Here is a 14,525-nt window from a genome sequence, read left to right as displayed (position 1 = left end):
CGGAGTGAAATGACCTTGGAACCGGTACTTCAGTGCCGGCTGGTGTTAGCACTGCATTGACAATCTGTCATGCCACAGGGTCCGCACTAAAGTACGGATTCCGAAAACAGTGGGTTATGCTGCGACATTCATGGCAAGCTGTGCCATTTTTTGCATATATTCTGCAACATTGTTTTTCGCTGCAACCGCTTTTTTCAATTCATTGATAAAATACTCTTTTGTTCTCTCGTCGGCAATATTAAATGTATAAAGCACCCATTCGGTGTTGAGCGCAATTTTTTCGCCGTTTTTTTCCACCGTGAATGTTTTGTAGAGATTTATGTCTGTATCGGCCAGCACATCCAGTACTTCTGTGTAAAATGCATTTACCTCGGGATTGATTAAAGAATGCAGTTCCTCTTTTGCAATTTTGGCATCCACATCGTCAAAACCGTCTCTGCCCAAGATCAGGGCATCCCCCAAAAGAAGCTGTTCTCCTATGAAATAGGGTTTTTTCTTTTCACTCAGGGCATTTGCATCTGTATATATTACATGTTCTTTCAGACCTGCCAGTTCGTCAATTAAAATTGAACTGAAAAAAGTATATACGGTATTTGCAGCCATGGTAATATCAATCTCTTCAACCGCCAGTGTCTGATTGTCTATACTCAGCGCTTTCATTAAAAAGTATCCAGTAAAATAACATTCACAGATGTTCCCGCTTCCAGGAACTTGTCATCTTCGCCTGTAATCATTAATGCACTCTCATGAAGCATATTTGTCAAAATGGCAGAACTTCCTACTTTCTTTCCTTTGAAATTCACAAAATACTCACCGTCCTCTACCACAATATTGCATGCGGTAAACTCTGTAAACCGGCTTCGTTTTGTAAAGTCTTCCTGCAGTTTTGCAGCAACAGTTTTATACGGAACTTTTTTGCCAAGCATTTTTGCAATCAGCGGCAGTGCATACAAAATCGCAGTAACTGTTGAAGAGTAGGCAAATCCCGGCAACGCCAGAATAAACTTGTGCCCGCGCTGCGCAACCATAATATGGCGCCCTGGCTTGATACCGACACCTTTATAGACCACTTCTGCACCCAAACGGGGAATTATGTCTTTTACAAAGTCATAATCACCGACACTCACTCCGCCGGTACTCACCAAAATATCTGCAGACTCCAAAGCATTCTCAAACGTTTTCATAATAGTATCTCTGTCATCGGGAGCAGTTCCAAGCTGTATAACCTCTGCACCGGCCGACTCAAAAAGTGCTGCAAGCGTATAATTGTTTGAACTTCTTATCTGGGCAGGGTTATCCGAATTTTCGCCCAGATCAAGTATCTCACTTCCGGTTGCGATAACTGCGACACGGGGGCGAAGGGCTACTTTTACCATCACCTGATTGAGTCCGGCCATTACGCCGATTTGGGCAAAACCTATTTTTGTGCCTTTTTGAATAAGCACATCCCCTGCTCCGTATCCTTCACCGACCGGACGCACAGCATTGCCTTTTTCAACCGGTTCATTGATAATTATCTTGCCGTCACTGTAGCTGACATTCTCTATCTGAATCAGCGTATCACTTCCCTGCGGCATCATCGAACCTGTAAATGTTTTAATAGATTCCCCTGCAGACAGTACCCGTATCTCATCATGTCCCGCAGGGTTGTCACCGAGAACAGCCAGCATGCCGTTTTGCAAATCTTCATGACGCACCGCATACCCGTCCATGGAAGCGGTAGGAAACTGCGGATCATTAAATTCGGCCACAATGTCCTCTGCCAACACACGGCCTAACGCATCGCTTAAAGGCACTCTTTCATACCTGTGGTTGTTTACCTGTAAAAGCTCCAGCATATTTTGGCTTGTCTCAAAAGAGATAAAATCAGTTCCTGTTATACTCATTGTTTTGCTCCTAAAATTCCGCTGCCTTTTATTGCAGTTGAACGGTCTTTTGCATAGACTCTCTGCCCGTCTTTCAAATCATATTTCCATATCGGTGCTGATGCTTTGAAATCTTCTACAAATTCATCTATAAGTTCCAGGGCCACCCGTCTTTTTGGTGAAAAGACTGCGGCAATATATGAAGATTCATGCAGCATTACATCTCCGCGGGAGTGCGCCATTTTGACCACAGCACCTTTTTCCTCTGCTTTTTTCTGCCAGTTTTTAAACCATGCTTCCAAAATCGGTTCATAGATATCAAAACTCAGTCCTTCAATGCCGTCTTCGCTGCGTACCGTTCCGACAAAAGGGATATATGCGCCATAATTGCTTTTCGCCTCTTCTTCATACCATTCCTGCAGGATTTTCGGCACATCCAGTGAATTGTTATATAGTTGCAACAAATCTCAGCCTCCGCAAACAGGAGGAAGCAAAGAGATTTTATCTCCGTTTTTAAGCTCACACTCCAAAGAGGTCACAAGATTGTCGTTCACTGCCACCGCACAATTGTCAAGCCACTCTTTTACCTCTTCGTCTTTTTGCAAAATTGCTGCCAGTTCATTGAGATTGGCTATTTCTAATTCCAACGCCTCTTTTTGTATCGGTCCTAAAAATTCTACTCTTACCAAAACAACATCCTCATCTTAAATTACTCTAATTATATCTAAGATAAGTTAAGTGATGTATAATTACGCATGATTTTCGGAAAAATAGAATACCTCAATCTCTTGCCTTTTCATGTATTTATGAAGCGATTTACACGAAGCACACAGCAAAAGCTTCTGATGGAATACAAAAAAAATGTTCCGGCGAAAATAAACGATGCTTTTTTAAACAGGCGTGTTGATGCCGCATTTATCTCAAGTATTGCAGCAAAAAAGAGCAAACATGTAAACCTTGGAATCATTGCAAAAAAAGAGGTCAGAAGCGTTATTGTTATTCCCTCGGTACAGAATAAAACAGATATTGAATCTGCTTCATCCAACCTTTTGGCAGAGCTCTTACATGTAAAGGGCGAAGTACTCATAGGAGACAAAGCATTGCGTTATGCGCTTGTAAATAATGACTATATTGATTTGGCGCAACTGTGGAATGAAAAGTATCATCTGCCTTTTGTTTTTGCGCTTTTATGTTATCACAAAAACCAAAAGCAGTACAAAAAAATAGAAAAAGCATTCCTCAAAAGAGAGATAAAAATTCCGCAGTACCTCCTGCAAAAAGCATCAAAAAAGACAAATGTTGCCCCCGCTGATATACTTGAGTATCTGCAGCTTATCTCTTATAAACTTGACTGCAAGGCAAAAAAAGGTCTCAAGAAATTTTATAAATTACTGTAACAGCCCGCACTGAAGTACGGGTTCCGAAAACGGCTGCTTAAATTTTACCGTCTAAATGATCCGCTAATCTTTGCAGTTTTATTTTATACGCATCAGTATCAAAATCCTTTACACGGGCAACACCGTCTTGTATCGCTGCTTTGGCAACCGCGGAAGCGACATACACCAAAACCCGTCTGTCAAAAGGCGAGGGAATAATATACTCGTGCCCAAACTCCATATTTTCTCTGTGATGTATCTGTTTTACATGTTTTGGAACAGGCTCTTTTGCCAGAGCGGCCAAAGCATGTGAAGCTGCAAGTTTCATATTTTCAGTAATTTTTGTTGCTCTTACATCCAATGCACCGCGAAAAATCTGCGGAAAACCGAGTACATTGTTTACCTGATTGGGGTAATCACTTCTGCCGGTTCCAATAATCACATCCGGCCGCGCTTTTTTTGCATCCGCAGGGGTAATTTCGGGGTTTGGATTTGCACAGGCAAAAATAATGGGATTTGTCCGGGACATAGATTTTACCATTTGGGGTGTGATAAGGTCAGGTCGGGAGAGCCCAAGCACCATATCTGCGTTTTTCATTGCATCTGCCAAACTTCTGTCAGCTGTCTCAAATGCAAAAAGTTTTTTGTATTTGTTGAGATCGCTTCTGCCGCTGTGAATAACCCCTTTGGAGTCAAGCATGGTAATATTTTTCACGCCCAATGCCTTATACATTTTCCCGCAGGCAATTCCCGCTGCTCCGGCACCAATAATGACGACCTTGAGATCCTGTATATTTTTATTGCTCATTTGGGCAACATTCATCAGCCCTGCTGTTGTAATAACGGCTGTCCCATGCTGATCATCATGAAAAACAGGAACATTGCAAATCTCTTTGAGTCGTTCTTCTATTTCAAAACATCTTGGTGCTGAGATATCTTCCAGATTGATGCCGCCAAAACTGTCAGCCATCGATGCAACAATATTCACAATTTCGTCTGTATCTTTTGTGTTAAGTTCAATATCAACAGCATCAATATTTGCAAAAGATTTGAACAAAACACCTTTACCCTCCATAACCGGTTTTCCCGCCAAGTGACCGATGTCACCAAGCCCGAGGACCGCTGTGCCGTCACTTATCACTGCAACCAGATTTCCTTTGTTGGTATATTCATAGGCAAGGTCTGCATCTTTTTGTATCTCCAGACACGGATATGCGACACCGGGACTGTAGGCCATTGAGAGCTCTTCTTGTGTTGTGCACGGTTTTGTCAGCAGTGTTCCTGTTTTTCCGTTTGTGTCAAACTCGCTTTTGGCTTTGTGGTAATCCAGTGACGCCTGTTTAAATGATGGTTTCTCTGCCATAATTGTTATCCTTGTTGTTTATATTTCAAATCTGCTGCCAACACCAGCCGGCACTGAAGTACCGGTTCCAAGTGGAAGTATCCGTTGTGAAATTATTCCGCACTCTGCAGAGACTTTTAGACCTTTGTTAGAAAAAGGACACTGTTGCCTTTTGAGTTGTAGTATATGCCCATAGAGTTTTTACGGGAGACAAAAACTCCGCGACCATTGAATTTTTTTGAATTTCTAAAGATTGTCGCCAGTTGATTTGTGTCAAATCCCTCTCCCTCATCTGTGATTTGTGTCACTCTGTATTGGGCAGATGCAGTTTTGATATTATATATTTTTACGGTTATTTTTTTTGTACACTCTTTTTCAAGCGAAACCAGTGTCTCAAAATATTTATCCTGCTCAAGCAACTGATGTTTTATTTCAGAATCAATACCCAGATTTCCATGCTCGTATGCATTCATAAAAAGTTCATTAAAAGCAAGCCCGCTGCAATGATTCCGACAAATACCATCATACCAGTTATTTGCTTCTTCAACGGCATCCAGCGTTGTTTCAAAAACCTTTGCACTGACCAGTGTTGTTTCATTTAATTCTAATCTGTTGATAAATATAAAAGTAAAATCATCTTCCTGTATGGCAATTTTTTCCAATACATGTTTTTTCATCTCTTCTCGGGTAAAAGAGCCTATAAAATCATTTTCAATAAAACTGTTATATACGATTCCCTCTACAGTATTGTTTTCTACTATGCCGTCACTGTAAAAAAGAAATTTATGTATATTTTTTACAGAGCAATTGTCTATCTTGTATGTTTCGCTCCACTTGCTCATCGGCGGATTGTTTGATTTGATTTTTATCACATTGCCTGCATTGTCCTCAAGTAAAAAAGGCGGCATTGCAAATTTGGCATATTCCAATTCAAAAGAGTAGTTGTCAAATAAAATATAGTCTACAGACAGAGCTTCCTCATCAAGCAAGATAGGCTTCATAAAATCCATAGACTCTTGAATCAGTATATCAAGACTGAAATTCTCATACTCTATCATTTTGTCTATCAAATGATTGACAAAGACTGTCACAGCCATGGCACTGAGTGAAGCACTCAATCCTTTTCCCATCCCGTCAACAAGAAAGTAAAAAGTTTTGTCTTCATTGATTCTTCGAGCAGAATAGGCATCCCCGCTCAGTGTGTCAAGAGGCTGATAAAAAAAGTCTACCAGTGAAATATCTTTAGAATCAATCATCTTGTAATAAAAATCATTTCTCAGGATATTGAGCTCTTTTTGAAATGCCAGCTCTTCCTGGTAGGCGGCATAGGCATCTTTCTCCTGTAATGATTTATCTGTACTCTTTTCCTGCATTGTTTGGACTAAATTTTAAATTTACTGAGTTCATTTTTTAAAGCAGCGGCATCCTGAGAAAGTGTTGAGACAACAGCTTCTATCGTTGTGCGCAGCTCATTGTTTTTTGTAGAAACAACAACAATCTCATCCATCGTACTCACAAGCTCTTTTGTTTTTGTTGCTATGTATATGCTTTGGTGCATGACATCAGTGGAGCTCTCTTTTGTCTGCATCAGATTCTCTTTTGTATCATTGGATGCTACGATTAGTTCCTGCGCGGATTCTGCAATCTGATCCATACTTTGTGAGGTATGCTGTGTCTCTTCGGCGATTTCAACTACATTTTGGGTAATGAGATTTACATTTGCACTGATTTCGCTTAAGGATTTTTGTGTACGCTCGGCAAGTTTTCTCACTTCATCGGCAACTACGGCAAAACCTCGACCATGTTCCCCGGCACGGGCTGCTTCAATAGCGGCGTTGAGTGCAAGCAGATTTGTCTGATCTGCAATATCTGAAATAATCTCCAGCACATCTTTGATATTTTTTGCCTGTTCTGTCAACTCGCTGACTTTTTGAACAAGCTCCTGCTGTTGTGAACTGCCCTCTTCTATAGACTCTACCACTGTACTCAGTTTGCTTATAAACTCTTCTAAGAAATTCGATGTTGTCTGTAAATCTTCTGTCACTGTCACAGTAGATTCTTCTACCGTATCGAGTTTATTACCAATATCTACCGCCAGTTCATTGACCACACTGATTTTGCCGTCTTCCACTTCACTGTTTTCTTTTAAAGTAATCACGACATCCCGTAATCTCTCAGATTCATTTTGGTTTCTTCTTGAGACATCGGTAACACTCAGAACTGTCTCTTTAAAGGCACTGATCATTACATGTAAAGCTTTGGAAATTTGGGAAATTTCATCATTGCCTTCTACAATGATGTTACATGTAAGGTCAAGATCACTCGAAACGCATTTTATTTTTTCCAAAGAGCTTTGCACGCTTTTGTTTACGCCTCTGCTGATTGTCATAATGATGATAAAAATAATAATTGCAAAAGCAATATAACTTACAAGAGTAATGACTGTCCGTTTTTTATATTCTGATTCTATTTTTGCCAAAATTGCATCATTGTTTTTGGCAAGTTCATCATCTACATGTTTTAAAAGATTTATCTTTTTTGTAATGGTTTGAAACCAGACAACACTGTCAACCCCAAAATTACCTTCATTTGCTTTTGTTTGGGCAATTTCTCTCATTTTGTTTACTTTATCCACAGCAGGAGAGTTCATTGTGCTTCTGTAAAGTTGCTTTGCCCTGTCTGTCGCCATCGTTAAGAATGCATCTATATAAGCGTCCTGCTGCGCCACAAGTGTAATAAACTTGGCATACATTCCCGGAGCAAACCTGTCTGCAGAAAATGTAGCACTCAGTACCGCACGCTCTATCCCCGCTCTCTCTTTTGATTTTAAAAAGTTTGTATAGGCGTCCAAGGCTTTGACCAGTTCAGGAGTCGATGCCAGTTTTGCACTCAATCCGACAATATTTAAAATCTTCTTGTTCATCTTTGTATAATATGCAACTTCTTTTGCAACACTGATACTGAAACTGTCAACAAGATTTCTGATTTGACTAATTTTATTCATATATTCTTGCAGTCCACGAATCTGATCTTGAAGTTCTTTTGGAAAATCATTTAAATCCAATGTCTTGAGATACTCTTTGAACTCCTGGTTCCTTTTATCTGTCAGTTCTCTTTGTTTAGGAAGAATACCTGCAAATTTCTTCCCCTTCGAACCCAAATAACCGGCACTTGCCCCTCTCTCTTTTTGCGTCTCATGAATCAACAGACTCAGTTTTTGAGACATTACATTCAACATCTTTGACTGTTGTACAACAGTATCTTCTTTCAGCGCTGTGTTAATCGTCAATCCTATAATTACCAACGCAAAAGAGACAACAATTGCGGTAATAAGATTGAGTTTGCTTTTTATAGTCATTTTTTATACCTTTTTTACGTGAAATAAAGAGACAAGATTCAGATCTTCAAAAAGCTCCATAAGCTGTTCATCGCCTACTTCCACATGTAAGTCAATATTGTCCTTTAAAACAAGTTTGTTTAAATACCCGATCACAGAGGAGGTGATGGATATGGAATCTTTGATTATGAGAACAATATGCCTGTGTGTTGTTCTGAGCGTATCTATCGTCTCTTTAATCTGTTGATAGTCCTGTATCGATTTGATATTTCCGTTTATAGTTACAGTATTTGCAGACACTGAAATAGTCATATAATCTTCCTTGTTGAAAAGTATTTTTTCAAGTATATCATTATTTTGATGAGTGTTTTATAATTTTAATCCACTCTTTCATCTTTTTTTCATAGCCTATCTCTTTTAACTCCACAAAATGCATCGGTTTTGCAAGATAGTTTTGTTCGACATAGCCGCCAAAATCGTGGGGATACAAATAGTTTTCATTATTGTTTGTGATATTTTTCGGGATTTCTGCAATGTTACCCTCTTTCACACTCTTTAAAGCTTTGTTTATTGCCAAATATGCAGAATTGGATTTTGGAGAGGCACAGAGATAAATAACCGCCTGTGCCAGGATAATTCTTGCCTCCGGATAGCCTATCTTGCTTACACTTGTCAGGCAGGAGGTCGCCAATGTCAGAGCCGGCGGGTTTGCATTCCCGACATCTTCGCTTGCCAGGATTACAAGCCGTCTGGCGATAAAGTCGGCACTCTCTCCGCCTGCAATCAAACGTGCAAGGTAATAAATCGCTGCATCCGCATCACTGCCGCGAATAGACTTAATCAGCGCTGACGTCAGGTCATAATGTACACCGTCTTCACTGCTTCCGGCCTGCAGAGCATTGGGACGGAGCGACTGCAACAACTTCAGAGTCACTGTTTCATTGATGTTGGCGGCAAATTCCAACAGATTGAGCATCGCTCTGGCATCTCCGCCGCTTGAAGCTATGAGGTACTCTTTTGCATCCTCCTCAAGGACAATATTAGTTTTATTCAGTGCTCTCAGTAACAGTTTTTCCAAACCGGCATGGGAGATACTTTTGAGCTCAAAAAGCATAGAGCGTGAACGGATTGCAGAGGTAAGCGAATAAAAAGGGTTTTCAGTTGAAGCGCCTATGATGAGCACAGAATTGTTTTCCATCACCGGCAATAAAACCTCCTGCTGATTTTTTGAAAGCCTATGCACCTCATCTATAAATATAAGCGGCTTTTGCAGAGCATTTTTATACTGATCAAATATTTTACGAAGCTGTTCGATTTTCAGCGAAGTGGCATTAAACTCATAAAAAGGGAGCTGCATAGTTTTTGCTATGACTCTGGCAAGTGATGTCTTTCCGACACCGGCAGGTCCATAAAAAAAACTGTGACCAAGTACTTCTTTTTCACATAAAACACGCAAAGGCGCATCTTTTGCTGTTAAATGCTCCTGTCCTGTCATCTCATCAAAATTTGCAGGTCGCAGCAGATGTGTAAAATCCATCTCCTACTCTTTTTCTTCTTTTCTCTTTTTCTCTCTGGCTCTCTTTTTCTCTTCTTTTAAAAATTTATAGAGTGCAGAATATTCACTGCGCGTCAAATATCTTGTTTTGCCCGTTGGCAGGTTGTTTAGTTCGATTTCAGCAAAACTTACACGTTTGAGATCAGCCACTTCTGCGCCAAAGTGTGCAAAAAAGCGGCGAAGTTCACGGTTTTTCCCCTCTTTTAGCGCTACTTTGAGGATGGAGTAGTTGGGCTGATTCTTTTGAATCTTATAGCCTATAAAAGGTTTTATGTCCATTGAGATAATTTTGGAATGCGAATGCGCTCCGGCACTTGCATCATCCAGATAGATCCCGTTGAGCATGGCATCCTCCATATCCGGAGTCACCATCCCTTTGATTTTAATCTTGTAAATTCTCTCAAGATCTGACTCCATCAGCGCCGTCGCTACATGGGAGGCATCTGTCAGAAGCAGCAGTCCTTCACTTGCAAAGTCAAGCCGGCCGACAGGAATGAAATGTTTGAACTCTTTGCTTAAAGAGTCGTATATTGTCCGCCTGCCTTTTGGGTCATTTTTGGTTACAAGCTCGCCTTTTGGTTTGTTATACACAATCACCGTGTATTTTTCCTGAGGAGAAACCTGTTTTCCGCTGATATAGACAATATCCACACCCTCTTGTATCTGTGTTGCAGGATTCGTTTCTATCTCTCCGTTTACACGCACATAACCGTCCTGGACAGCTTTGTCAGCCTCTCGTCTTGAGTAGGTTGAATAGTGTGCAATATATTTGTTTAGTCTCATTATTATGAAATTCCTTTTTCTATGAGCGTATGAATATGAAGTACGCCCTGTATCTTTTTGTCCTTGTCTGTTACAACCAGAAGCTGGATTTTTTTCTCTTCTATTAAAACAAGTGCATCACTCGCAAGCATCTCTTCATCATCTATACTCATAGGATCAGATGTGGCATATTTAAGCACATCATCTTCAAGTGAAAAGTCATCTCTTAAAAGTGCCCGGCGGACATCGCCGTCACTCATAAGTGCTGCAAGCTTTCCTGCATTATCGGTTATCAAAACAGTTCCGAGCCTGCCTTCGCTTATTTTCAAAATAGCATCTTTTACTTTTGCATCTTTTGAAACTACAGGCAGATCATCACTTTTCATCAGATTTTTCACTTTAATAAAAAGTTTTTTTCCCAAAGCGCCGCCGGGATGAAAAGAAGCAAAATCACTCTTTTTAAAATCTCTGGCCTTCATCAGAGCCACAGCCAGGGCATCACCGAGTGCAAGCGTCAGTGTTGTCGAGCTTGTCGGTGCGATATTGAGAGGACAGGCCTCTTTTTCAACAACAACCTGAATGACTACATCACTGTACTGTCCAAGCGTTGAGTGTTTGTCCCGTGTCATGCCTATAAGCGGTATGCCAAAACGTTTGATATGCGGCAAAATAGAACTGAGTTCTTCGCTTTCGCCTGAATAACTGATAGCAATAACAACATCATTTTTGTCTATCATACCAAGATCGCCATGCAGTGCTTCTGTTGGATGCAGAAAAAAGCTCGGTGTTCCTGTCGAGGCAAAGGTAGCCGCCATTTTTGCACCGATAAGTCCGCTTTTTCCAACACCGCTCACAACAAGTTTGCCTTTGCATGCAAGTATGATTTCTACAGCTTTGTTAAAGGCATCATCAATGTTTTTTGCCGCATTGAGCAGGGTATTTGCTTCGATATTTAATGTTTCCTGTGCAATTGTTTTATAATTCATAGTCTAATTATACCTTTTTTATCATCAAGAAGATATAATACTAAAAATATGATTTTTAAGGACATGCTATGAGAAATGTTATTGGTAGATATTTGGATACTATTGATGCTTTAAGATTAGAAAACAGAATGCTCACACACAATACATTGATTTTGGGTGAAGAGGGTGCGGGCAAGACAAACCTGGCCTGCAAAATAAGGAATTTTGTCATTGACAATAATGTACCCACGCTCTATATGGACTTTGCAGATTCCCATGAGGATGATGTTGAGCTCAGATACAAAGATGAGCACTTTAACTATATTCGTTTTGAAGAGAGCGAAGCGTTTGATGAGGCTTTTGCTGCACTTGTAGCTGAAAAAAAGCATATCTATATGGCTGTCAATCCTAACTTTTTTGCCACAAAAAGAGAGAAGAAAAGCAAACTTTCAAAAGTAATTTCCCAGCAGGAACTTTTGGACAACTATTACTATTTTTTCCATGATATTGAAAACCTCAACGGATTTTATACAAAATTTGAAGATTTTTTACTCTATATGCTCAGTTTCACAAATCTTCAAAAACAGGGCTTTACATTTTTGGCACAGCCGCATCCGACTTTTGAGAACCCGCATCTCAAACTGTTGTTTTCCTTTCTTTATGTAGGAAAATGTTCCAATGCCAACTATTTCAATACAGCCATTTTAAAAACACTGAAAAAAAACCACTTTTACTACCAATACAGAACTGCCTACCCTACACTGCTCTTTAACGATATAAAAAGCAGTATGGTAAAAATAGACGAGTATGTTCCTGAAGTCTGATTATGCAAAAGATATTTGAAGAGGTTGCCCCGCTTGATCAAAGATGCTACCAAGAGTTCTTTTTAAGCGAAGATATTTTAATGGAACATGCCGCAAACGGCATGGCCTCCTATATAAGAGCCAACTTCTCAAACGAAGAGAAAATCCTCATAGTCACAGGAAGCGGCAACAACGGAGCAGACGGAATCGCTTTGGCACGGCTTTTGCATGGTGAGTATGATGTCTGCCTTTTGTATGCCAGAGACCCAAAGTCCCAAATGGCTTTGCTACAGGAAAAAAGAGCCAAGGCTTTACATGTAAAGCAGATAAAAGAATTTCAGGAGTGTGATATCCTTGTTGATGCCATTGTCGGCACAGGCTTCAGTGGAGAATTTTCTGCAGAAATTGCAAACCTTTTACATGTAATGAACACAGTCAAGGCTTTTAAAATTGCCTGTGATGTGCCAAGCGGGCTTACAAAAAGCGGTGCCTGTGCAAAAACAACCTTTTGTGCAGATGTGACGCTGACAATGGGGGCTTTAAAAAAAGCACTCTTTTTGGACGAAGCAAAAGAGCAGACAGGAAAGATTGAAGTTCTGGATTTGGGAGTTACAAGAAAACTCTATGAAACACAGACAAACTGGCAGCTTCTGGATCTGTGTGATTTACAACTTCCGACAAGAGAAGAAAAAAATACCCATAAAGGCAGTTTTGGCCATTTAAGCCTGCTTTGCGGTGAAAAACCGGGAGCTTCCATCATGAGTGCTCTGGGTGCTCTTAGATTTGGTGCAGGGCTTGTTACCCTTGTCGGATATGAAAATCATCAGATGTTGCATATTCCGCATTCCCTCATGTATGCCCATGCTCTGCCGGCTAATACAACTGCAATTGCCTGCGGTATGGGACTGGGAACAGAATTCAGTGATGCTGAACTTAAAGAGCTGCTAAATAACGATCTTCCTCTTCTGGTGGATGCGGACCTGTTTGCGATGCCTCTTGTTTTGGAAATTTTAGAGCGTAAAAATATTGTGCTCACACCGCATCCAAAAGAATTTGTATCACTTTTAAAACTCACAGAACTTGCCGACATCACTGTAGGGGAACTGCAAAAAAAACGATTTTTCTATGTGGAACTCTTTTGCAAAGCCTATCCGGATGCAACCCTTCTCTTAAAGGGGGCAAATGTTATTATCGGTGCAGGAGATGCGTTTTTCATAAACCCTCACGGCAGTGCCAAACTTGCCAAAGCAGGAAGCGGCGATGTACTCAGCGGACTCATAGGCTCTTTGCTGGCACAGGGAAAAACCCCACTCGATGCTGCAATACACGGATCTCTTGCACACACAAAACTGGCACAAAACTACTCCGGTGCTGATTTTTCTCTTACACCGGAGAATTTGATACAGGGAATTGGGAATTTATAAGATTGCTTATGTTATAAATCGTATAATTTCTCTTATAAGCTTTTTTCGGAACCCGGACTTCAGTCTCAATTCCATTAAGTTAAACAGTTTTTCGGAACCCATACTTTAATGCGGGCTTTATATCTTTAAAGACAAAGGCCCAGGTTCCAGAAAAACATCAGGTTTTTTCTTAACTTAATGGCACTCAGACTAAAGTCTAAGCTGAGTGTCTTTAAGAAACTTGCTTCCGAAAAATATCATACTCTTTACTCCACAGCATTGTGAAGGGAATACAACAAAAAAGGACAGATAAAAAATGGATAACAAATTAAAAATCGGAAAATATGAACTCGGTTCAAGACTTATTGTCGGAAGCGGGAAATATGACTCTTTTGAAACAACAAAAGAAGCAACACTTGCCAGCGGAAGCGAACTGATCACCGTTGCGGTCAGACGTCTTAATATTACAGATCCTGACAAGGAAAATCTGCGTGATACTTTTGCCGGAACAAATGTAAAGTTTCTGCCAAACTCCGCGGGATGTGTGACTGCCGAAGAAGCAATTACGACATTTCGTTTGACACGCGAGGCTACGGGTATTGATCTGATCAAACTTGAAGTCATCGGCGATACGCAAAAAACACTCTACCCTGATGTGCTTGAAACCATAAAAGCCTGTGAAGTTCTTGCAAAAGAAGGTTTTACAATCATGGCATACACTTCGGATGATCCGATTATGGCAAAGCGTCTTGAAGATGCCGGAGCAGATGCGGTTATGCCTCTTGCCGCCCCTATCGGAAGCGGCCTGGGTATTCAAAACCCATACAATATTGTATTTATCCGCGATGCGATAAAAGTACCGGTAATTGTGGATGCAGGCATCGGCTGTGCCAGTGATGCTGCCTATGCGATGGAACTTGGTGCTGACGGTGTTTTGACAAACACAGCCATAGCCCAGGCACAGAACCCTATGGTAATGGCAGAGGCTATGAAGCATGCCGTACAGGCGGGAAGAATGAGCTACCTTGCAGGAAGAATTCCAAAACGCCCTTATGCAACCGCATCATCTCCGGTAGACGGTATGATACAGTTTTAGTCCCGTAAAAGAACAAAGTTC

General features: G+C 40.7%; 15 protein-coding genes and 1 pseudogene. 4 read left to right on the top strand and 12 right to left on the bottom strand.

Going from position 1 to position 14,525, the window contains the following annotated elements; translation table 11 throughout:
* Positions 1 to 114: 114 nt before the first annotated feature.
* From MLC44_RS01085 to MLC44_RS01070, 4 genes are read right to left on the bottom strand one after another with little or no spacing between them, the layout of a single operon-like run.
* Positions 115 to 660, bottom strand: coding sequence for a hypothetical protein (locus MLC44_RS01085; protein WP_418640932.1), 546 nt, complete (start codon positions 658 to 660; stop codon positions 115 to 117).
* The gene (locus MLC44_RS01080) at positions 660 to 1,886 is read right to left on the bottom strand and encodes a molybdopterin molybdotransferase MoeA (protein WP_151901269.1); all 1,227 of its coding nucleotides are present in this window, start codon (positions 1,884 to 1,886) and stop codon (positions 660 to 662) included. The genes MLC44_RS01085 and MLC44_RS01080 overlap by 1 nt, the downstream gene beginning before the upstream one ends.
* Complete coding sequence (locus tag MLC44_RS01075; RefSeq protein ID WP_434580862.1) at positions 1,883 to 2,329, bottom strand: molybdopterin synthase catalytic subunit; 447 nt, start codon at positions 2,327 to 2,329, stop codon at positions 1,883 to 1,885. The genes MLC44_RS01080 and MLC44_RS01075 overlap by 4 nt, the downstream gene beginning before the upstream one ends.
* Positions 2,330 to 2,332: 3 nt before the next feature.
* Positions 2,333 to 2,554, bottom strand: coding sequence for a MoaD/ThiS family protein (locus tag MLC44_RS01070; RefSeq protein ID WP_151901271.1), 222 nt, complete (start codon positions 2,552 to 2,554; stop codon positions 2,333 to 2,335).
* A gap of 66 nt (positions 2,555 to 2,620) precedes the next feature.
* On the opposite strand from MLC44_RS01070, the gene MLC44_RS01065 reads away from it, so the two are divergent.
* Entirely contained in the window at positions 2,621 to 3,262 is a 642-nt protein-coding gene (locus MLC44_RS01065; RefSeq protein WP_418640931.1) for an MqnA/MqnD/SBP family protein, read from the top strand.
* A 37-nt stretch (positions 3,263 to 3,299) separates the two neighbouring features.
* Here the strand turns inward: MLC44_RS01065 and MLC44_RS01060 are convergent, their stop codons facing one another.
* The 8 genes and pseudogenes from MLC44_RS01060 to MLC44_RS01025 form a co-directional block, all read right to left on the bottom strand.
* On the bottom strand, positions 3,300 to 4,604 hold the full coding sequence (locus MLC44_RS01060) for a malic enzyme-like NAD(P)-binding protein (protein ID WP_346389178.1): 1,305 nt from the start codon (positions 4,602 to 4,604) through the stop codon (positions 3,300 to 3,302).
* Between the two features lie 116 nt (positions 4,605 to 4,720).
* Positions 4,721 to 5,956, bottom strand: a complete 1,236-nt coding sequence (locus tag MLC44_RS01055; RefSeq protein WP_151901274.1) for a PP2C family protein-serine/threonine phosphatase — start codon at positions 5,954 to 5,956, stop codon at positions 4,721 to 4,723.
* Between the two features lie 8 nt (positions 5,957 to 5,964).
* A complete protein-coding gene (locus MLC44_RS01050) occupies positions 5,965 to 6,828 on the bottom strand; it encodes a methyl-accepting chemotaxis protein (RefSeq protein WP_418641422.1) in 864 nt (287 codons plus the stop codon).
* A 261-nt stretch (positions 6,829 to 7,089) separates the two neighbouring features.
* Positions 7,090 to 7,809 (bottom strand): annotated as a pseudogene (locus MLC44_RS01045) (nitrate- and nitrite sensing domain-containing protein); the annotation flags it as partial.
* Between the two features lie 135 nt (positions 7,810 to 7,944).
* Positions 7,945 to 8,232 carry a hypothetical protein gene (locus tag MLC44_RS01040; RefSeq protein WP_434658079.1) on the bottom strand — a complete coding sequence of 96 codons (288 nt, stop codon included), beginning with the start codon at positions 8,230 to 8,232 and terminating at the stop codon, positions 7,945 to 7,947.
* Positions 8,233 to 8,272: 40 nt separating this feature from the next.
* Positions 8,273 to 9,457 (bottom strand): replication-associated recombination protein A, encoded by a 1,185-nt coding sequence (locus tag MLC44_RS01035; RefSeq protein WP_434658076.1) that lies wholly within the window; start codon positions 9,455 to 9,457, stop codon positions 8,273 to 8,275.
* A gap of 3 nt (positions 9,458 to 9,460) precedes the next feature.
* Positions 9,461 to 10,258, bottom strand: a complete 798-nt coding sequence (locus tag MLC44_RS01030; protein ID WP_188109992.1) for a pseudouridine synthase — start codon at positions 10,256 to 10,258, stop codon at positions 9,461 to 9,463.
* Between the two features lie 2 nt (positions 10,259 to 10,260).
* Positions 10,261 to 11,223, bottom strand: coding sequence for a KpsF/GutQ family sugar-phosphate isomerase (locus MLC44_RS01025; RefSeq protein ID WP_418640927.1), 963 nt, complete (start codon positions 11,221 to 11,223; stop codon positions 10,261 to 10,263).
* Positions 11,224 to 11,291: 68 nt separating this feature from the next.
* Here MLC44_RS01025 and MLC44_RS01020 point away from each other — a divergent pair, with 68 nt between their 5' ends.
* The 3 genes from MLC44_RS01020 to MLC44_RS01010 all read left to right on the top strand — a co-directional run bounded on the left by MLC44_RS01020 (position 11,292) and on the right by MLC44_RS01010 (position 14,504).
* Complete coding sequence (locus tag MLC44_RS01020; RefSeq protein WP_151901280.1) at positions 11,292 to 12,026, top strand: ATP-binding protein; 735 nt, start codon at positions 11,292 to 11,294, stop codon at positions 12,024 to 12,026.
* A 2-nt stretch (positions 12,027 to 12,028) separates the two neighbouring features.
* Positions 12,029 to 13,429, top strand: a complete 1,401-nt coding sequence (locus MLC44_RS01015) for an NAD(P)H-hydrate dehydratase (protein ID WP_434658074.1) — start codon at positions 12,029 to 12,031, stop codon at positions 13,427 to 13,429.
* A 295-nt stretch (positions 13,430 to 13,724) separates the two neighbouring features.
* Complete coding sequence (locus MLC44_RS01010) at positions 13,725 to 14,504, top strand: thiazole synthase (RefSeq protein WP_346389172.1); 780 nt, start codon at positions 13,725 to 13,727, stop codon at positions 14,502 to 14,504.
* Positions 14,505 to 14,525: the final 21 nt, after the last annotated feature.

Source organism: Sulfurimonas sp. NW9 (genome assembly GCF_051132275.1).
GTDB lineage: Bacteria > Campylobacterota > Campylobacteria > Campylobacterales > Sulfurimonadaceae > Sulfurimonas > Sulfurimonas hydrogeniphila.
Note: the sequence above shows the minus strand (reverse complement) of the source record. Positions and strands in the feature narration are given on the sequence as shown.